Annotated in this window: 14 protein-coding genes; 12 read left to right on the top strand and 2 right to left on the bottom strand. The window is 41.1% G+C overall.

The genetic code is table 11. The features are described 5' to 3' along the window. Positions 1 to 70: 70 nt before the first annotated feature. A complete protein-coding gene (locus ABD985_RS01525; RefSeq protein ID WP_345368654.1) occupies positions 71 to 1,048 on the top strand; it encodes an AI-2E family transporter in 978 nt (325 codons plus the stop codon). 175 nt (positions 1,049 to 1,223) lie between these two features. Here the strand turns inward: ABD985_RS01525 and ABD985_RS01530 are convergent, their stop codons facing one another. Next, positions 1,224 to 1,679 (bottom strand): DUF4199 domain-containing protein, encoded by a 456-nt coding sequence (locus ABD985_RS01530; RefSeq protein ID WP_345368655.1) that lies wholly within the window; start codon positions 1,677 to 1,679, stop codon positions 1,224 to 1,226. Positions 1,680 to 1,828: 149 nt separating this feature from the next. Between ABD985_RS01530 and ABD985_RS01535 the strand changes: the two genes are divergently transcribed. The 3 genes from ABD985_RS01535 (at position 1,829) to ABD985_RS01545 (ending at position 4,307) form a co-directional block, all read left to right on the top strand. Further along, positions 1,829 to 2,293 (top strand): MFS transporter, encoded by a 465-nt coding sequence (locus ABD985_RS01535; protein WP_345368656.1) that lies wholly within the window; start codon positions 1,829 to 1,831, stop codon positions 2,291 to 2,293. Continuing rightward, positions 2,230 to 3,102: an MFS transporter gene (locus ABD985_RS01540; protein WP_345368657.1), complete on the top strand. Its 873-nt coding sequence runs from the start codon at positions 2,230 to 2,232 to the stop codon at positions 3,100 to 3,102. Before ABD985_RS01535 ends, ABD985_RS01540 begins: the two co-directional genes overlap by 64 nt. 149 nt (positions 3,103 to 3,251) lie before the next feature. Further along, on the top strand, positions 3,252 to 4,307 hold the full coding sequence (locus tag ABD985_RS01545; protein WP_345368658.1) for an alkane 1-monooxygenase: 1,056 nt from the start codon (positions 3,252 to 3,254) through the stop codon (positions 4,305 to 4,307). 242 nt (positions 4,308 to 4,549) lie between these two features. Here ABD985_RS01545 and ABD985_RS01550 read toward each other — a convergent pair whose 3' ends face one another. Further along, positions 4,550 to 5,947, bottom strand: a complete 1,398-nt coding sequence (locus ABD985_RS01550; RefSeq protein WP_345368659.1) for an OmpA family protein — start codon at positions 5,945 to 5,947, stop codon at positions 4,550 to 4,552. A gap of 396 nt (positions 5,948 to 6,343) precedes the next feature. Here ABD985_RS01550 and ABD985_RS01555 point away from each other — a divergent pair, with 396 nt between their 5' ends. The 8 genes from ABD985_RS01555 (at position 6,344) to leuS (ending at position 20,327) form a co-directional block, all read left to right on the top strand. Next, positions 6,344 to 10,201, top strand: coding sequence for a DUF4961 domain-containing protein (locus ABD985_RS01555; RefSeq protein WP_345368660.1), 3,858 nt, complete (start codon positions 6,344 to 6,346; stop codon positions 10,199 to 10,201). 403 nt (positions 10,202 to 10,604) lie between these two features. Beyond that, the gene (locus tag ABD985_RS01560; RefSeq protein WP_345368661.1) at positions 10,605 to 11,720 is read left to right on the top strand and encodes a cytochrome-c peroxidase; all 1,116 of its coding nucleotides are present in this window, start codon (positions 10,605 to 10,607) and stop codon (positions 11,718 to 11,720) included. After that, positions 11,717 to 12,460, top strand: a complete 744-nt coding sequence (locus ABD985_RS01565) for an MbnP family protein (protein ID WP_345368662.1) — start codon at positions 11,717 to 11,719, stop codon at positions 12,458 to 12,460. Before ABD985_RS01560 ends, ABD985_RS01565 begins: the two co-directional genes overlap by 4 nt. Positions 12,461 to 12,656: 196 nt before the next feature. Beyond that, positions 12,657 to 13,598, top strand: a complete 942-nt coding sequence (locus ABD985_RS01570; protein ID WP_345368663.1) for a cytochrome-c peroxidase — start codon at positions 12,657 to 12,659, stop codon at positions 13,596 to 13,598. A 659-nt stretch (positions 13,599 to 14,257) separates the two neighbouring features. Continuing rightward, entirely contained in the window at positions 14,258 to 15,379 is a 1,122-nt protein-coding gene (locus ABD985_RS01575; protein ID WP_345368664.1) for a BamA/TamA family outer membrane protein, read from the top strand. 189 nt (positions 15,380 to 15,568) lie between these two features. After that, the gene (locus tag ABD985_RS01580; protein ID WP_345368665.1) at positions 15,569 to 16,363 is read left to right on the top strand and encodes a M57 family metalloprotease; all 795 of its coding nucleotides are present in this window, start codon (positions 15,569 to 15,571) and stop codon (positions 16,361 to 16,363) included. 244 nt (positions 16,364 to 16,607) lie between these two features. After that, positions 16,608 to 17,333 carry a head GIN domain-containing protein gene (locus ABD985_RS01585; RefSeq protein ID WP_345368666.1) on the top strand — a complete coding sequence of 242 codons (726 nt, stop codon included), beginning with the start codon at positions 16,608 to 16,610 and terminating at the stop codon, positions 17,331 to 17,333. A 216-nt stretch (positions 17,334 to 17,549) separates the two neighbouring features. Continuing rightward, positions 17,550 to 20,327, top strand: coding sequence for a leucine--tRNA ligase (leuS, locus tag ABD985_RS01590; protein WP_345368667.1), 2,778 nt, complete (start codon positions 17,550 to 17,552; stop codon positions 20,325 to 20,327). Positions 20,328 to 20,580 lie beyond the last annotated feature (253 nt).

Consider the following 20,580-nt stretch of genomic DNA (forward strand, 5'->3'; position numbering starts at 1 on the left):
TTTATTGATTGCATCTTCATTGCAATAGTAAAAACTGTAGCTCAGCAAAACGTTATAATCAGGTATTTTATTGTTTAGGCCATTTATGATCCCCATGCTGTGGGGTGGGATCATTGCCATAGCATTATATCCTTTATTTGATCAGTTAAGAAATAAACTGGGAGGGAGTGTCAAGTGGGCGACAGTTTTATGGGCAGTATTGTTATTGATGCTTTTTATATTTCCTTCTACTTTTTTTGTGGAATCTATGATGGCTTCTGGGAAAGTTATTGCGGAAGAAATCAGAAAAGATGCGATTGCATTACCTCCCCCTCCTCAAGAAGCGAAGGAAATTCCTTTGGTAGGAGGAATCATCTATGACTTATGGAAAGAGGCCTCGGGGAATCTAGTGAGAACCTTAAACAAGTTTCCGGAGCAGGTGAAGCAAGCTAGTACTTGGTTGTTAAAAATTACTGCATCTATTGTGGTGACAGCCTTTCAGACATTATTGGCAATTATTATTTCTATAGTTTTTATGGTTTATGCGGCACAGATTTATAGCTTATCCATTAAGGCATTACAAAAAATTATAGGAACCAAGGGAGTGGAGTTTGTACATACCGTAAGAAATATTGTGCGAAGTGTTGCTCAGGGAGTGATATTAGTGGCCTTAACTCAAGGACTTATGGCGGGTATAGGTTTTTGGTTGGTTGGGTTACCTGCAGCGGGTTTATGGACGTTATTAGTTGTCATGCTATCGATCATGCAGCTGCCTACAGTTTTGGTGATTTTACCGATTATTATTTATGTGAGCTCTCATGAGCCGACAGCTGTAGCGATAATTTTTACGATATGGGAAGTATTGGTGACCTTAGTGGACAATGTGTTACGACCTATGCTTATTGGAAAAGGGGCTAATATCCCTATCCTGATTATTTTTATTGGAGCCGTAGGAGGAATGGCTTTGATGGGAGTGATAGGATTGTTCACAGGGCCTGTGATCTTGGTGTTGGGATATAAGCTGTTCTTTATGTGGGTAGCGGAAGGAGGGGTAGCTAATGAAGAATGAGGAATGAAGAATGAGGAATGAAGAATGAGGAATGAAGAATGAAAAAGTATTTTGTGGGAAACTAGACAATAGGAAAAAGTAAAAATAATAGGAGAAAGGTATAAGGGAGTGTAATTTTTCTCCTTTCTCCTTTCTCCTTTCTCCTTTCTCCTTTCTCCTTTCTCCTTTCTCCTTCTTAGGAGTGATTTTCATGCTGGTGATAGCCAATATGTGCCTTGATGTATTGCATAATGGTATAGGTAGCGAGCAAGCCAGAGGCTGTGCCCTCTATAAAGATAACAAATGCAGCATTGAAGGAAGTGAGGTAATGTCCCATAATCTCCTGTTCTCTGATTTGCTGCATAAAGGCAGGGTCAATAAACTCTAAATAGATAAAGATAAATAGAGCGAAAGGAATTACTCCCATAAGTCCTGCTCCAGCTCCTGAAATAAGGCCGTCAAAGTAATTGAAACCTTTGCCCCAATGCTTTTGCTCCCATTTAATGGCAAATAATATTCCTCCAATAAGGAAAAGTAAGTTGAGTGCCCTTAGCTCAACAACATGGATTAATCCAAGCGATTTCATCAGAAAAAAATACAGTACTAATCCGACAAAGGCGACCAGACCTCCTAATAATGAACTCTGTCTCATAATATTTTATCGTGGGTTTTAAGTGAATGTCCTAGAAGCAAGAGTGTTAACTCTCGTAAATTATTTAAACTATATAAAACTGTAACAACTCCTTGAAGGCGAATGTTCGCTTTGAGGAAATTGGATTTTTATCGGAAATACAAAATAACATGAATCAACAAGTACAATCTTCCCCATCGAAAAGCATAAAGCCCCTTATTGGTATGTTATTACTGATTATGACAGGGGAAGGAATTTTTTTCCTTCCCTTCGTAATGGTACGCATATTTCGTTCCACAATTTTGGACTTATTTCAGCTGAGTAATTTTCAACTAGGGACGGCTTTCTCTATCTATGGTGTCACGGCTATGCTATCCTATTTTTTTGGAGGATTATTGGCTGACCGTTATGCTCCTCGTCGTTTAATCTCCATAGCATTGATTATGACGGCCGTTGGAGGTATTGTCATGTCTTATTATCCCTCTTTTCAAGTGATCTGCTTAGTATATGGTTTTTGGGGAATTACAACGATATTGTTGTTTTGGGCAGCCCTGATTCGTGCCACTCGACAATGGGGAGATACGGATGCTCAAGGAAAGGCTTTTGGCTTTTTGGATGGGGGAGAGGACTGGTAGCTGCCCTGATGAGTACAGGAGGGGTCTTCTTATTTTCATTTTTACTCCCAGTAGAAACATCAGAGGCAACATTGGAAGTAAGGCAACAGGCATTTAGAATGGTGATCTTGGGAGCAGTAGCGATTGTTGCTTTATTAGGCATACTGTCTTGGTGGGTATTGCCTAATACAAAAGAAAGTACGTTATCCTCCTCAACCACTGAGGAATGGAAAGGGGTACGGACATTATTACAATTGCCTCAGGTATGGTTATTAGCCATTATTATTGTCTGTGCTTATGTGGGGTATAAGGTCACTGATGACTTCTCATTATTTGCTAGAGAGGTATTAGATTTCAATGAAATTAATTCAGCGTATATAGGAACTATGACCATGTGGGTAAGGCCAATCGTGGCAATACTGACGGGAATCTTGGCAGACCGGTTACGTCCATCTCGCTTGATCCTTTGGGGCTTTTTGTTACTTTCTATTGTTGGAGGGAGTATAGGTACAGGTGTCATTCCATTAACTTGGGAGTATACTTATTTACTCCTATTATTATTGGGGGCAATGGGAGTATATGCCTTGAGGAGTATTTATTTTTCTGTGATGGAGGAGGCTAAGATTCCTTTAGCCTTTACAGGGGCTGCTGTAGGCTTAATGTCTGTGATAGGCTATACGCCTGATATTTTTATGGGACCTTTAATGGGGTATTATCTAGATCATTACCCAGAGGAGAAAGGCCACCAATATGTATTTCTAATCTTGATGGGATTTAGTATAGTTGGGTTAATTGCTACTTTTTTATTAAAAAGAATAAAAACACCATAAAATAAGCGCTAAGGAATACCCCTGAGCAGTTTACGTAAAAAAGGCCCCCTCCAACTTCCTTAAGTTTTTCGTATATTTATAGTCGAGTGATAGTATTCAAATGACTTTCAATAACACTTCTACGGTATTAACACATAACCTTAAACTAAATGGCAACAAGAGACTTTAAATACCTGATCGCTTATTTGCTTCCTATTTCTGCTTTGACAGGGTTATACCTTCAGGGATATTGGGTGTGGCTCAATCCTATATTGGTCTTTATACTGGTTCCTTTATTGGAAAGTATACTACCCGTAGATCAAAAAAATGTTAGCCCTGAAAAAGCCAAAGAAAAATCAGGAGTGAAATTCTTTGATTTCTTACTGTATTTGAATGTAGTGTTGGTTTATGCCACTGTATTTTTATTGCTACAGCAATTGGTCTCTCAGGAGTTGTCAACTGCTGAGCTTGTAGGGAGTATTCTTTCGACCGGAATAGTTTTAGGAGCCTCGGGTATCAATGTAGCACATGAGTTGGGACATCGCTCAGGCACCTTTGATTATATTATGGCACAGTTGCTATTAATACCTTCCCTTTACAGCCATTTTACATTAGAACACAATCGTGGACACCATAAAAATGTAGCTACTCCACTGGATCCGGCAACTTCCCGCAAAGGAGAATGGGTATATGGGTTTTGGGTAAGGTCGGTAGTGCTTTCTTACCTGTCGGCTTGGAGAATTCAATTGAACTTATTATCAACACACCAACGGTCTTTTTGGAGTTTTCACAATCGTTTATTGTGGGGGCAGTTGTCACAGTTAGCGCTCTTTGGAGGGGTTGGATATTATTACGGCCTTATGCCTTTACTATGGTTGCTTTGTGGAAGTATTATTGGATTTCTACTATTGGAAACCATCAATTATATAGAGCATTATGGACTAATGAGAACGCTAAATAAACAAGGAAGGTATGAACGGGTGATGCCACATCACTCTTGGAATGCTAACTATGAAGTAGGACGTATCTTACTCTATGAGCTTACCCGACATTCAGATCATCATTACTTGGCTAGTAAGAAATATCAGGTTTTGGACCATCACGAAGAAGCTCCTTTGCTTCCTTTTGGATATCCTACGGCTATCTTGATTGCCTTGTTTCCTCCTTTGTGGTTTGCCATCATGGATAAGCGTTTACCTAATACGACTTATGTTCATAATGTTTAATTGAGCTTCGCTCGTTCATAGTGTTTAGTTGAGTATTAGATTTTATTATGGTCAATTGTTTATCAGCAGGGAAAATGAGTGAATTGCTTCAAGGTGTAAAGATTTCAAGTACCAAAATCAAACAACTAAACATCATGAACGAGCGAAGCTCAATTAAACATCATGAACAAAAGAAAGTGGAAGTACAATGGTACTCCCACTTTCACTTTTCACACACAAAAACACAAGATTAAACAGTGTCTTTATTCACCTAAAGCGGTGTCGATCACAATGTCAATGCGACGATTGTCTTGACGACCTTCTTCTGTTTCATTACTAGATATTGGCTTACTTTCTCCGTATCCTTTAGCCTCTATATTCATACCGCCATTGGTCATATTGGCTTGTAAGTATTGTTTTACAGCCTCTGCACGTTTTTCAGAAAGCTCCTGATTGAGTTCCTCCCCACCTGTTGCATCAGTATGTCCCTCTACAATAATCTTTTCATTTGGGAAGATATTAACGGCTTCCTGTACTTGTGTCAGTAACTCGTAATTGTCAGTACCGATTTCGGCACTACCTACATCAAAGTTGAACCCTTTCATACGGAGAATGAACTTTCCTTTTTGCTCGAATACCTCTACCTTATCTTCATCAAACATATTGAAGATTTGATTAAGTTTAGCTTTGGTCTCTTCGATACGAGCTCTCATGGCGGCTTCACTATCTGCGGAAGCAGCATTCATAGATTCTATTTCTCCTCTTAAGGAAGTGACCTCACCTTGTACCAGCGTGATCTCATCTTTTAGCTGCTGTAAGGCAGCTTCTCGACCATTATCAAATTTTAGTTCTGTGCCTAGAACATCAGCGATAGATTGTAAATCTTCCTCTTCCTTGAGCAATATGTCTTCATAAGACATCTTTTCTTCCTCAATTTGATTAATACTGTTGGTCAAAGCGATGGCATGGTTCGCTTGATAGGCGGCATCTTCTGCGAGTTGTTGTGCTTTTTGATTATCGTAACGCTCATTACTGAGCGACTCTAATCCTTCTTCTACTTTGTTCTCTGCATCTTCATAGGTTTTCTCCGCTTTTTTATCGGCTTTCATGTCATCACCTTCTTCCAAGGTTTGTTGTATGTCGCCGTAGGTGTTGTTACAGATGGCTTCCAGCTCGGCTTCACGGTACTGTTCAGTAGCTTTTTCGGCTTGTCTTTTCGCTTTTTCAGACTTACCTTTTTCTAGCCTTTTACCGGCATCTTGCATGTCGTCTTCGGCATCTTGCCAGAGGTCTTCTGCGGCAGTTGCTGCACCTGCACTGCTGGCATCTGTACGGGCTTCCAAGGCCTCTTCAAACATTACGTCTGCAACTCTGGAGGTCTCAATACATTCATTGAAGGCTTCTTCAGCTTTAGCCAACTCACTTTTGATCTTGGAGATTTCTCCTCCTTTGTCGTAAACTTTTTCCGCTTTTTCCAAGTGTTTTACTCCATCTTCAAAAGTCTTAGGAGATACGACATCCCCTTTCTGGGCCTTGGCCTCTGCTTCCAGTGATTTTACTTGTTGGAATACATCGGCTCGAGTCTGCTGTGCCCAAGCCTCTGGTGGAGAGATGATAAAGAACATCCCCACCGCGAGCAATAATGAGAATAATTTATTCATAGCGTTTTCCGGTTAGTTTTATGTAGTAACACTAAAAAGTACAATAAAGATTGTCTATAAAAAGTGATATTATTCATCAGGGATAATTGAACTTTTCCGTGGTAAATTCTCACATAATCAAGAAGTAAGGAATCTTTGTCCTTAAGGATTTTTTTATTGTACTATTTAAAGAATTTTCATTATTCAGTGATGAAATAGAAGGACTTATGCAATCGGTTGAAAGGAAGGAAGAGGGAAGAAAAATAAAAAAAAGTAGAAAAACTCTTGGGATCTATTAATTGTATCCCTGACAATTATTATTGAAAAAGTCATAATCTATCTGCTATTTATACCGTAAGTAAACTTACTAAAGGCAGATTTTAATCTAGTTTTACACGATTTAAAAAGATGAGATATATGCACCGTAAAATCTACTATTTATTCTTATTGATTCCATTACTCGCCTTTGTGCTGCCCGGAGTGCAGGCACAAACACTAACAACAGATCCAGCAACTTTTGGTCCAAATGACGAAGTAACGTTTACATTTGATGTTTCCGGTAATTCAACACTGGAAGGGCTTTCGGAAGCATGGGTATGGGTATGGAAGGAAGCTCCTGCGACTCCAGAAGCCACAGTTCCAACGAATGTGAATCCCGCCGATGCCAATGCTGATGGCGCCAAGTTGACCAAAGGAGATAACAATACTTGGACAATTACATTTACTCCTGCTGAGTTTATGACTATCCCGGACGGTAAGCTGGATAAAATGGGAATCCTAATGAAAGGAAAGGATTGGTCCAATGGACAAACCAGTGACTTTATTTTAGAAGTGGTACAGGAAGGACAGCTTTCTGTGAGTATTACCGCTCCTGTAGAGGGAAGTATTCTGGAAGAAGGAGAGCAAATCACAATCGAAGCAACGTCTTCTCTTGAAGCGGACCTGTCCTTGTGGGTCAATGATGCAGAAGTCAAGCAGAGCCAAGCTACTACAACGATTAGCTATACCCATACAGTAACTTCTTCGGGTACGGTAAAGGTAGAAGTAAAGGCTGTTGCAGGAGAGCAGAGTGTTGTAGATCAAAAGGTATATACAGTAAAGCCTACGGTAGAGGTTGCTGCACGACCTGCAGGGTTGCACCTAGGAGTAAACTACGATGCACAAGATCCAACCAAAGCTACATTAGTCTTACAAGATCCTGTCAAGAAAAAAGAGTTCGTTTACTTGATTGGCGACTTTAATGACTGGGAAGCATCAGAGGAGTATGTGATGAAGAAATCAGAGGAAGCGGATGCTAACTACTTTTGGTTGGAGATCACAGGACTAGAGTCTGGGAAAGAATACATTTACCAATACCTTATAGATGGTAATATCCGTATTGCCGATCCTTATACTGAGAAAGTATCGGACCCATTTGATGATAAGTATATCAATAGTGGTATCATTCGATATCCGAACCTTATTGCTTATCCGGAAGGAAAAACAACTTATAGAGCATCAGTTCTACAAACTAATCAGGAAGCATACACTTGGCAGGTCACTGACTTTGTGCGTCCAGCGAAAGAGGAGCTGGTAGTTTATGAAATGCATATCCGTGATTTTACGGATGAGGATACTTATAAGGCGGCAATGGCTAGGCTGGATCATATTGATGAGCTAGGAGCCAACGCTATTCACCTGATGCCTATCAATGAGTTTGAAGGAAACGATAGCTGGGGATATAACCCGAACTTCTACTTTGCTCCAGATAAGTATTATGGTACAAAGAATGACCTGAAAGCCTTTATCGATGAGTGCCATAGCCGAGGAATTGCTGTCGTGATAGATATGGTACTGAATCATTCTTACCATTCTTCACCTTTCAACAGGATGTATAATGATGGAGACTTTGGAGATCCTACGGCAGACAACCCATGGTATAATACAACTTCTCCAAATACCGTATTCTCTTGGGGAGTAGACTTTGACCATGAGAGTGTGTATACACAAGCTTTGTTAGACTCTGTGAATGCGCACTGGGTAAAGGAATACCATATCGACGGATACCGTTTTGACTTCACCAAAGGTTTTACCAATACGCCTGGGGATGGAGGGGCTTATGATGCCAAGCGTATTGAGCTGTTGAAGCGTATGGCTGATGAACTATGGAAAGTTGACCAGGAGTCTTATGTCATTCTAGAGCACTTTGCACCATTGGAGGAAGAAGAGGAACTGACAGACCATGGCATGATGGTATGGGGAAATATCAATCATGATTTCCGTGATACCGGAAAAGGAGGATCTGCAAGCTTGGATTGGCAGTATTATGCGAATCGTGGCATGAACGAAAAAGGCTTAATGTCTTATATGGAGAGCCATGATGAGGAGCGTATGATGTATGATGCCTTGAACTATGGATTGCAGCAGGGAACGTATGATGTGCAAGAGAAAGTAACAGCGCTGGAACGCATGAAATTGAATGCCGCTTTCTTCTTCCCGATTCCTGGACCGAAGATGATCTGGCAGTTTGGTGAGCTGGGGTATGACGTATCCATTAATCAGGTAGCATTGGGAGGAACGGTTGATGAAGGAAACAGAACAGGACGTAAGCCTGTGCTTTGGGAGTATAAGGACGATGCCGATCGCTTAAAATTATATCAAGTATACCAGGCATTGATTGGTCTTAGAGCTGAGAAAGGATTATCAGACTTGGCCCCTGAGGATGTAACCCTCGATATGGGAGCAGGAAAGTCTATTAAAACCTATGCCCTGGATAATGGAGATTTCGGCATGAGAACCATTGGTAACTTTGGCCTTTCTCCTATGAGTGTTGCTTATGACTATAGTGGCAAGTCTGCCGTTTGGTATAATTTCTTTGATGGAGGAAATGAGGTGGAAGCTAAGGGGTCTTTGATATTGGGTCCTGGAGAGTTTGTGGTATTGGTAAACCAGCAGGTGGCATTCCCTCAGGCAGGGCTTACAGCTCAGCAGGGAGCAGCAGTTGCTGTAGAGCCTGCTCGCTTTAAGAAAGAGACACCAATCAAAGTGGTATTTGACGCGAACTTTGGAGATGCTACGTTGGCAGACGCTTCAGAGATATATATGGTTGCAGGTGTAGTCACTGAGGCTCCAGATAGCGAGACCTTGGTAAGCATCGTGGATGATAATACTAAAGGGAAAATGACCAAGAATGCGGATGGGCTTTGGGAATTGTCCTTAACGCCTTCTGAGTATTTCGCACTGGATGCCAACGTATTCCCATTCCGTATGGGCGTAACGTTCCGTAATGCTGACGGTAGTGTGACAGTGAATGATCAAGGTAAGCCATTCTTCTTTGCAGTAGAGAGCTTCCCAGAGGAGCTATACTTGGTAGGTTCTATGGTGGATTGGGATTTGGCTCAGGCACTTCCAATGACCAATGTATCTCCAGGTATTTATGAAGTAGAAGTAAGTATCACTACCACCGACGACTTCAAGTTGATTGATGCATTGTCATGGGATGTAGGGAACGAATATGGTTCGGAAGATGGGACTAATATTATTGAAGCGGATGGCTTCGGGGGAGAAATTAGCTTGCCTGCAGGACTATCTAGTGGACGTTATAAGTTAACCGCAGACTTCTTGACATTAACATTGTCTTATCAGCTACTAGGAGAAATAGACATTACGTTACCAGAAGAACTGACATTCAATCCAGAAAACTGGGCTGCAGACAAGACGTTGACGATTACCTTTGATGCGACAGGAACTCCGGTAGAGGGAGTAAGTGATCTATACCTATGGTCATGGGTTGATGACGGATCAGAGGAACAGCCTGGAGATCAGAATAACGGGGAGTGGGCGGCTTCATCGGATGCTGCTAAATGGACCAACAATAATGACGGAACATACTCTATTACGATGGTGCCAACGGAGTACTATGCGACGACCAAAGAGGTGATTGATACTTATGGAATCAGCTTCTTGTTGAAGTCCAAAGATGGTAGTAGTAAAACATCGGATTATGGTCCATTTAAGCCAAATACGATTTCTTCGGTAGCTCCTGAGTTTAAGACTGTGCCGTTGCGTCTGGCACCTAACCCAGCTTCTACCCAAGTGAATGTATTGACGGATAATCACGTACAAATTGAGCGTATTAGCATTATTAGCTTGAGTGGAGCGGAGATCAAACGTTATACTCCTCAAACCAAAGGAAAGGCAACCGTTGATGCATCCTTATTGAAAGATGGACTCTACATTATGCAGGTAGAGACCAATGAGGGGATCAGGGCTTTGAGGTTGTTTATTAGACACTAAAGAAAATTAATGAGAGTTTTATAGTATATGGAGAGAGGTCGTTTGATAAATGGCCTCTCTTTTTTAGTGAGCAGTGAGCAGTGAGCAGTGAGCAGTGAGCAGTGAGCAGTGAGCATACCTGACTTATTCTTTAATTTTTTTATAAACAGACCTTCTTACAAGTAGTTAAATAGCTACGAATATTTTATCAAAAGTATATGGGAATGAATAACGATTAACCTCTATATTATTTCGTATATTTTGACCAAAAGTAATTTTCTATTGTCTTTATGATAATGGTTTTTTATTTACTGTCTTGATATTGAGTTGTTTAATTATTTGAGAGAATTGTCGAAGAACTAAAGGTATCTCTTAGCTTCCCAATAAATGGATGACGTGATGCTCAACTATGATAAACTAGCCAATGAAACACTTCGCCCCTTTTAGCCTATTCTTTTCTATAATCCTCCTATGGAGTTGTGACCCAGATGAGCCTTCACCTGTCAATAGCCCCTATGAGTTAAGTATTCCCCCTCACTTCAGTCAGCAATATATATTGCCAGAAAATAATTCTTTGACGACAGAGGGAGTGAAGTTGGGAAGAATGCTTTTTTATGAGAAGGGATTATCAAGAGATGGATCACAATCCTGCGCGAGTTGCCATCAGCAGGAGTTTGGTTTCTCAGATCCTCGTCCGCTCAGTATAGGAGTACGGGGATTGACAGGAAGACGCCATGCGATGGCCCTTTCCAATTTGATGTGGGAGCGACGGTTCTTTTGGGATGGAAGAGCTGAGACGCTGGAAGCGCAGGCGCTTTTACCTATTCAAGACCCTTTGGAGATGGACCATACGTTGGAGGGAGCAGTGGCTTTTTTACAGGGTGAAGAGAAGTATACCAAGCAATTTGAAAAAGCCTTTGGAACGGCAGGAGTGACCTCAGAGCGTATTGCCTTCGCTTTGGCGCAATTTCAACGTACCTTAATATCAGATAATTCTCCTTACGATCGCTACCTGAGAGGGGAGTACGAACCCACTGACTTGGAGCTGAAAGGTATAGCGTTATTTGAGACACATCCTATACCGGGTGTGGTGAGAGGTGGGAATTGTGGGGACTGTCATTTGGGAACTTTGAAAAATGGGGATCCGATAGGATGGAAAGCTTTTCGGAATAATGGTCTGGATACCGATGCCAACCGTACGGATGACGGTTTGATGGAAGTGACCGGCAATGATTTTGACCGAGGCAAGTTCAAGGTGCCTTCCTTACGAAACATTGCAGTAACTGCTCCTTATATGCATGATGGTCGTTTTCAAACGTTGGAAGAAGTATTGGACCATTACAATGAACATATACAGTACAGTCAAACGTTAGATCCCCTGATATTAGAGGCGAGCAATCAGCCTATTTTCTCGGAGGATACCACGATTCAGTTGTATCTTAGAGAAGACGAAAAACAAGCGATTCTGGCATTCCTTCATATGTTAACGGATACCACATTCTTAACGAATCCTTCATTTACTAACCCCCATACCCCATGAAAAAATATTGGCTATTGTTATTACTTCCTTTTGTTGGCTTCTCTTGTGACCAGGAAGTAAAGGAAACGGTTCCTATGACGCTCAATTTTGAGTTTCTGTATGATAATGAACCTTTGGTGCTGGAAGCACAAACTTATACCAACGCATTGGGGCAATCCATCACGATCAGCGATTTTCGCTTTTATCTCTCTAACTTAAGGTTGGAGGGGGAAGAGATGTTCACAGAAAAAGAGAGTTATCACCTTCTAGCTTATGATTTAAGTGCTGAGGATTCTATTGTGATAGAAGCGGTTCCTAAAGAGCGTTATACCCAATTGACTTTTGCCGTAGGGATTGACCCTGAACGCAACTTATCGACTGATAATGTAGGTGATCTGGACCCTAACAATGGGATGGCCTGGGACTGGAATACTGGTTATAAATTTCTTCTGTTAGAAGGAAGATATCTAAAGGAAGGCACACAAGAGGAGGGAATGAACTACCATATTGGAGGAAATGATAACTACAGAGTCGTCACTTTACCTATTACGTTGGAAGAGGCAGATACTTACCAATTGAAGGTCAAGGTGCATGTTGATAAAATCTTTGGTGATAAAGCAGAGGTGGGGGTAACGGAAGCAGAACGACAGACCTTCTTTATAGACTTTGAACGGAATTCTCCTGAGGATACCATGTTTGGTCCTTATAGCCAGAACGTGGCGAATAATTATGCCTTGATGTTTTCAGTGGTTAATGATTAATTATCACGGTTTACTTCTTAGGAGTAGAAAATACATTCCTTGTGGGCCGTAGGTGTAGAGGTGTAGAAGCGTAGAAGTGTAAAGTTTCAGGCTTTACACTTTTACACCTCTACACTTCTACACTCTGAATCAGTTCAGTGCTTTTCCTTCTTGTAAATAATTCACTGTGATAAATTCTATTGAAAATTAAAAACTCATGCGTTTCATTCTTTATGCGATCTTCGCTGTGATATGTATCGCCTGTACAAATGGCAACTTTTCCAATAATCAAGAGAGAAAGGAGCATAATCCTAGCACGTTAGCAGGGGAGCAATTGGGGGCGCGTTTGTTCTTTGACCCAGCCTTGTCTGTTAATGGGAAGGTATCTTGTGCGAGTTGTCACCAGCCCCAACATGGGTTTGCCGATACTGTGGCTTTTTCCAAAGGGGTAACGGGAAAGTCTTTATTAAGGCATACTCCTTCCTTGTGGAATGCAAAAAAGCAGCAAGCCTTGTTTTGGGATGGTGGGGCAAGAAACTTGGAATCGGCGGCTTTTGGTCCTTTACGACATGTAGATGAGATGGGGAATCAGGATTTGAACCTTTTGTTGTCACGCTTAAAAAATAAAGGCGATTATCCGGTACTGTTTAAGGAAGCCTTTGGCAGTGATACCATTACGTCGGCAGCTCTTGTAAGGGCATTGGCACAATATCAACGAATAATTTTACCTCCCAAGAGTCGCTATGATAGTGTTCTGCAGGGTACCCTTGTGTTTTCTGAAGTAGAAACCAAAGGGAAAAAGCTTTTTGAAAGATATTGCACTTCTTGTCATACGACTCCTGATTTCACAGATTATGCTTACCATAATAATGGTTTAGACTCCCAGTTTTCATCAGATAAAGAAGGAGTGTATCAGGGACGTTATCGGATTACATTAGATTCTTTGGATATGGGGAAATTCAAAACTCCTTCCCTGATAGGAGTCAGTAAAACTGCTCCCTATATGCACGATGGCCGATTTAAAACACTCAATGAGGTACTGGAGCATTATCGGTATGCTATAAAAAAATCAAAGACGCTATCTCCTCTCTTAAACAATGGTATCCCATTGTCCGATGAAGAGCAGCAAGCCTTAAAAAGTTTTTTAGAAACCCTGTAGTTTTAGTATAAGCAGAAAACTCTGAGCTTTTGAAATAGGTTAGTGGTACGCTATAGCTTTTCTAATTTTCAATGATCAATGATTAATTTTCAATAATTAATACGATCTAGAACTAGTTCAGCGGCCTTTAGGAGTGATTCATTTTAATTAAAAACTGAAAATTGATCATCGAAACTCAATACACTCTACAAGCAGTTCGGTGGGCTTTTTTACTCATAGACAATTAAGCGTGATAAACTTTAATGTTAGCTTCTTAACAGCCAATAATTGGTCATCAGTGAAAATTGAAAATTAATCATTGAAAATTAAAAAGGGTAGGGTGTAAGCCTTTTTGCTTGTAACAATTTATAACAGTAAATCACAATTTTTAAAAAAATATGTTATAATTGTCTTTCTATAAGTCTGTAATATCGGGCTTTAATTGTGACAGCAAACATTTTTTTTACAAAATGATATGAATGATGACAGCTAAAAAAGGGTTGCCATTTGCTATAGCATTATTTTTAGGGTTGTGCATGTTCCAATGTTCTAGAAAGGATACGCAAATGCTCGATCAATCGCCTAAAAAGGCAGCAATATCGAGGCTATCTGTAACAGGGGAGTGAGACACACCTATACGATTACCACCTGTTAAACAATAACTGAATTAACTAAACAAGATGAAAAAGACTTTACTACTTGTCGTGGGGATGTTGGTTGCGGGCATGTCTTTTGCCCAGGAAGCAACACCAGATTCTACGGCTACGGCAAACGATACGTATAAAACGAAATATACTTTTTTGCCTTACGCTATCTATGCTCCTGAAACCAGTGTAGAGGGAGGGGTGTTAATCCTGAGACAGTTCAAGCCTAAAGGTGCAGGCGCAGACACACGTCCGTCTAATATTGAGTTTAATCCTGCTTATACACTGAATAATCAGTGGAAGATTAACTTGAAGCATACGTATATTGCTCCGGGAGAAAAGTGGATCACGACAGGTCGATTTACCTTGCGTAAATTCCCTGAGAAATATTTCGGTATAGGAAATAATACATCCGATGCACAGGAAAGAAGGGTAGACTGGACAGCTGCCATGTTCACAGGAGACTGGGCAAAGCAAGTGAAGCCGGGTATGTTTGCCGGAGTACAGGTGAAATATAACCGTTATATGAATGTTATGTTTGAGGACTGTCTTGAATGTAATGATGAGCAATTGGGAGAGGTGATTCCTGGCGAAGAAGGAGGAACTGCTGCTGGTATTGGTTTGATCTACAAATGGGATCTTCGTAACTCGGTGATGACACCGGTAAGAGGACATTACCTGGAAGTTTCTACTTTACACCATGGGAAAGCAACTTTGAGTGACTATGGTTTTTCGTCTCTAAAGTTGGATGCTCGTAAATACTTTGACTTCTCTTCTGCTCAGAATGGAGGAAGTGTATTGGCGATGCAAGCGATGGGACAGTTTACATTTGGTGATGCGCCATTTAGAGAATTGGCAATGTTAGGAGGTGATGGACAAATGAGAGGGTATTACTTTGGACGTTACAGAGATGATCACTACGTAACAGCACAAGTAGAGTACCGTCAGGATTTGTTCTGGAGATTTGGAGCGACAGCATTTGCTACGGTAGGTAATGTTGGAAACTCTGTGGAAAATATGATGGAAAATATCAAAGGAACAGTAGGTGCTGGCCTTCGTTTGAATATGAATAAAAAAGACAGAGCACACTTGAGACTGGACTATGCTGTAGGAAATGGAACTAGCGGTTTGTACATGACGTTTGGAGAGGCATTCTAGTAGAAGAAAGAGCTATAGATAAAACAACATTTTTATAGATAAGAAACACCTTTTATAAATTTAAAAGGTGTTTTTTTTATGAATATTAAAATAATGTTTTGTGTTATAAGGTAATACGTTTATATTGTTTTAGTCAAATAACCCAATGCACCAATTCAATTATTATTTACAGAAACAGTATTACTAAGAATGAAAAACTCAATTAGACTAATAGTGCTATTGTCTTTATTGGCATTTAGTGCTTGTACAGAAGAACAAACTACCCAACCAGAAAATGAGATCACTGCAGAGATGATCGAAAAACTGAATGAACTTGGCTTCAATACCGACAATTTCTACCCTGTACAGTTTGGTGAAACAGTTGTGGTAGAGCAAGATATACGCCTTACGGTAAGCCAGATCAATGAGATGCTGGAGGAAGGCATCTTACCAAAAGAAGAGCATTATTCGACCACCAACCTTGTTAGTGCACCAAGAGTGATTTCGGTGTACGTATCTCTTCCTCAGAATTATGTTGATGCAACAGACCAGGCGATTGCCCGCTATAATGCAGAAAATCTAACCTTGACATTCCAGAGAGTAACTTCTGCGTCAGCGGCAGATATTACGATTGTAGCTTCTCCTTGGTACTATGGATTCTTTGGTATTCTGGGGTCTGCAGGTTTCCCGACGGCTACAGGAGATCCTCATAATGAAATCCAAATGACTCGTTCTTATTATGATGGGGTAACAGGTGGTGCTTTAGTGACGACTATTGCACATGAAATGGGCCACTGTATTGGGTTCCGTCATACAGACTATATGGATCGTAGTTATAGCTGTGGAGGCGCAACAGACGATGAGGGTGCTTCTGATGTAGGTGCTAACCACATCCCAGGCACACCAACGACGCCATCAGTCGCATCATGGATGTTGGCTTGTTCAGATGGTACAGATCGTCCGTTTACGGCGGATGATAAAACGGCTTTGGATTATCTATACTAGAGAAAACCCGAAGTACTTTTAAATTTAGGTATTGGGTTAATGACTTTTCATCTCATGAAAATGAGAATTTCTTATAAAATGCCAAGCGTTGAAGGATTTTGAAGTCCCTTAACTCTTGGCATTTTTTTTGATTAATTATTGATTTATTCGGAAGGTACACTGTTATGATGCGAATAGGTCGTGAAGTGCATCTTCCTAATAAGCGATGAAAAATTGATTGATGAACTTTTTGAGAAAAACAGAGATGAAAAAATTAATGTTGGCAGCACTTTGTGGCAGTATGGGAATGTACAGTTGTAGTGAGGATATTGATTTGATTGGAATACAAGGAGTAGGAGCTGTGGAAAGCCGCGTATTGGAATTGGAAACTCCTGTGACTGCCATAGAAATGGATGTAGCAGCAAATATCTACATTACCCAAACACAAGGAAATCAATCCATAGAGGTATATGGGCAGCCTAATATATTAGATGTTTTGGAAACTGATGTGGAGTATGGAAGATGGGAGATTGACTTCAATAATACAGTAGGAAACTATAAACCACTGGAAATCCATATCAAGGTTCAGAACCTTAACGAAGTAGAGATCGATGCAAGTGGAGAGGTGAAGTTGATGACACCGTTTCAGTCCAATAACTTTAGTTTAGAACTAGAAGGTTCAGGAAGCTTTGAGGGAGAGTTATACTCAGAATCTATTACGGTAGAAGTACCAGGCTCTGGAGATATCTATCTTTCAGGAGTGGCAGATACTATTTCGTATGATGTTTCTGGTTCCGGAAGTATCATGAGTGAGACCCTGAAAGGGAAGAGAGGAGATGTAAATGTGTCTGGCTCCGGAGATGTGTATGTAACCATTGAGGAAGGAACGTTAGATGCAGAAATCTCTGGCTCTGGTAATATATATTATTTCGGTGCTCCTGAGGTGAGTAGCCGTATCACAGGTTCCGGACAAGTGATCTCCAATAATTAATTTGTTGAACCGTTGAACCGTTGAATTGAGCTTCGCTCAATTCAACGGTTCAACGGTTCAACGGATTTCTTACCTTTTACTTTTTGCCTCTTACCTTTCCCCTTTCTTCCTATCTTATCTAAAATATATTACATTTGTGTGCCTTATCATATATATACATGATAAGGCTTTTGTTATCGAAAAAATATTATCTAAAAATAGAGGTGCTTTAAACTTATGTCAGAGTATAACCACAAAGAGTTTGAGCCGAAATGGCAACAGTATTGGAACGAGAATAACCTTTATAAGGTCACGGTAGACCCGAATAAGCCTAAATACTATGTACTGGACATGTTCCCTTATCCATCGGGAGCAGGACTGCACGTAGGTCACCCACTAGGCTATATCGCATCGGATATCGTAAGCCGTTACAAGCGATTGAAAGGGTTTAATGTATTGCACCCTATGGGATTCGACTCTTTTGGTTTGCCTGCGGAGCAATATGCCATTGAAACAGGGCAACACCCAGCAGTAACGACAGAGGCCAATATTGGGACTTTCAAGGGCCAGTTAAACAAGATTGGTTTCTCTTATGACTGGGATCGTGAGGTAAGAACTTCTGACCCTTCTTTCTACAAGTGGACACAGTGGATTTTCCAGCAATTGTTCCAGGCGTGGTATGATGTAGATGCTGATAAAGCACGCCCTATTGCGGAGTTGATTGAGATCTTTGAAACAAAAGGATCGGCAGGAGTAAATGCCGTATGTGCAGCAGAAACAGTAGCATTTACTGCTGAAGAATGGAAAGGGTTCAATAAGGAGCGTCAGGAGGAAATCCTATTGGATTACCGTTTGACATACCTGGATGAAGCAGTGGTCAACTGGTGTCCGGCATTGGGTACGGTATTGGCAAATGACGAGGTGAAAGATGGTCTTTCTGAAAGAGGGGGACATCCGGTAGAGCGTCGTAAGATGAAGCAGTGGATGATGCGTATCACCGCTTATGCTGATCGTCTGATCCGTAACCTGGAAGGCTTGGATTGGTCTGATGCCGTAAAAGAAATGCAACGTAACTGGATTGGTAAGTCCAGAGGATGTGAGTTGGATTTCCAGGTAAAAGGATCGGATATCAAGCTAACTGCTTTCACTACTCGCCCTGATACCATCTTTGGGGTGACTTATGTTGTATTGGCTCCAGAGCACGAGTTGATCAGCGAGTTGGTGACTGAAGAGCAAAAAGCGGCAGTAGACGAGTATATTGAAGTAGCGAAGAACCGTTCTGAGCGTGAAAGACAAGCAGATGTGAAGCACGTTTCAGGGGTATTCACAGGAGCGTACGTGGTGAATCCTTTGACAGGTGAAGAAGTACCATTGTGGGTAGCCGATTATGTATTGGCAGGCTATGGTACAGGGGTTGTGATGGCCGTACCATCTTCAGATGATCGTGACTTCCGTTTTGCGAATCACTTTGACTTACCAATCGTTCGTGTGATCGAAGGAACGGAGGAGATGGAAGATCCAACAGAAGTGAAGAAAGGAAAAATGATCAATTCAGGATTCCTTGATGGGTTGACTTCTGATGAAGCGATCAAAGTAGCGATCGACAAAGCGGTTGAACTAGGCGTTGGAGAAGCGAAAGTAAACTATAGAATCAGAGATGCGGTATTTAGCCGCCAGAGATATTGGGGTGAGCCAGTACCGGTATATTACTCGGAAGAAGGGATCCCTCACTTAGTAGAGGCAGAACAGATGCCACTGGAACTTCCTGCAGTGGATGAGTACTTGCCTACGGCAGACGGAGATCCTCCATTGGGAAGAGCCACAGACTGGAAATATGACGGCAAGTATGCTTATGAGTTGACTACTATGCCAGGATGGGCAGGGTCAAGCTGGTACTTCCTGAGATACATGGATCCTAAGAACGAGGAAGCGTTTGTAGGAAAAGAGGCGGTAGCATACTGGAATCAGGTAGATTTCTACCTTGGTGGGACAGAGCACGCAACAGGACACTTGTTGTACTCTCGTTTCTGGAACATGTTCCTTTATGATATGGGATTCATTGGTCATGAGGAGCCTTTCAAGAAATTAGTAAACCAAGGGATGATTCAGGGACGTTCAAGCCTTATTTATAAGGTGAAAGATACGAACCAGTACGTTTCTCACGGCTTGAAAGACCAGTATGAAGTGCAAACCAAACATATCGATATCAAGTTGGTGAACGCCAATGACGAATTGGATATTGAAGGATTGAAAGCCTGGAGAGCAGATTACGCAGATGCAGAGTTTATCCTTGAGGATGGCGCATACAAGTGTGGCTACGTGGTTGAGAAGATGTCTAAGTCCAAGTACAATGTGGTGAACCCAGATGAGGTAGTAGAGAAGTACGGAGCAGACACGCTTCGCCTTTACGAAATGTTCTTGGGACCATTGGAGCAATCTAAGCCATGGAATATCCAAGGTATTGACGGGGTAGCAAAGTTCCTTCGTAAGTTATGGAAGCTATTCATCGATGATAATGGAAAGGTGTTGGTGAATGATAAAGAGCCAAATGATAAGGAGTTGAAATCATTGCACAAGACCATCAAGAAGGCAGGAGAAGATGTGGAGAATCTTTCATTCAACACTTCTGTTCCGGCATTTATGGTTTGTGTGAATGAGTTGGCTGCCTTGAAGTGTTCTAAGAGGGCGATTCTGGAAGACTTGTTGGTAATCATCTCTCCATATGCTCCTCACATTACAGAAGAGCTGTGGCATGTGGCATTGGGTAAGGAAGATAGCATTGTGAATGCAACATACCCTACGCATGAGGAGAAATACTTGGTAGAGTCATCACACGAATATCCAGTTTCTATTAACGGTAAGATGAGAACCAAGATCAGCTACCCATTGGATATGCCTAAGGGAGATATCGAGGTAGACGTATTGAAGGATGAAGTGGTACAGAAATGGACAGAAGGCAAGACGCCTAAGAAGATCATTGTCGTGCCAGGAAGAATCATCAATATTGTTGTTTAAGGGGATATAGTGGCTGGTGATTGGTGGTTAGTGATTAGAGTAATTATAGTTGTAATGTCAATTTAATAATCACCAACCACCAATAAAAAAGTAGAAGCATGAGTCATTCCATATTAATATTTAAGGGGTGACTCATATTTTTTTCTTTAAAAAGGGCCTTTATATATTTAAAAACGGCCTTGAAGAATTGCCGTTAAAATTTTTAATCGTAAAAGCGTTAAGAAAATTCCATTGTTTGAGCGTAGCGAGTTTG

Source organism: Algivirga pacifica, assembly GCF_039543525.1.
Taxonomy (GTDB): Bacteria; Bacteroidota; Bacteroidia; order Cytophagales; family Flammeovirgaceae; genus Algivirga; species Algivirga pacifica.

Coding starts and splice junctions, on each gene's coding strand:
- ABD985_RS01530 (WP_345368655.1), bottom strand. CDS start 1,679: ATGAGACAGAGTTCATTATTAGGAGGTCTGGTCGCCTTTGTCGGATTA.
- ABD985_RS01535 (WP_345368656.1), top strand. CDS start 1,829: ATGAATCAACAAGTACAATCTTCCCCATCGAAAAGCATAAAGCCCCTT.
- ABD985_RS01540 (WP_345368657.1), top strand. CDS start 2,230: ATGGGGAGATACGGATGCTCAAGGAAAGGCTTTTGGCTTTTTGGATGG.
- ABD985_RS01545 (WP_345368658.1), top strand. CDS start 3,252: ATGGCAACAAGAGACTTTAAATACCTGATCGCTTATTTGCTTCCTATT.
- ABD985_RS01550 (WP_345368659.1), bottom strand. CDS start 5,947: ATGAATAAATTATTCTCATTATTGCTCGCGGTGGGGATGTTCTTTATC.
- ABD985_RS01555 (WP_345368660.1), top strand. CDS start 6,344: ATGCACCGTAAAATCTACTATTTATTCTTATTGATTCCATTACTCGCC.
- ABD985_RS01560 (WP_345368661.1), top strand. CDS start 10,605: ATGAAACACTTCGCCCCTTTTAGCCTATTCTTTTCTATAATCCTCCTA.
- ABD985_RS01565 (WP_345368662.1), top strand. CDS start 11,717: ATGAAAAAATATTGGCTATTGTTATTACTTCCTTTTGTTGGCTTCTCT.
- ABD985_RS01570 (WP_345368663.1), top strand. CDS start 12,657: ATGCGTTTCATTCTTTATGCGATCTTCGCTGTGATATGTATCGCCTGT.
- ABD985_RS01575 (WP_345368664.1), top strand. CDS start 14,258: ATGAAAAAGACTTTACTACTTGTCGTGGGGATGTTGGTTGCGGGCATG.
- ABD985_RS01580 (WP_345368665.1), top strand. CDS start 15,569: ATGAAAAACTCAATTAGACTAATAGTGCTATTGTCTTTATTGGCATTT.
- ABD985_RS01585 (WP_345368666.1), top strand. CDS start 16,608: ATGAAAAAATTAATGTTGGCAGCACTTTGTGGCAGTATGGGAATGTAC.
- leuS (WP_345368667.1), top strand. CDS start 17,550: ATGTCAGAGTATAACCACAAAGAGTTTGAGCCGAAATGGCAACAGTAT.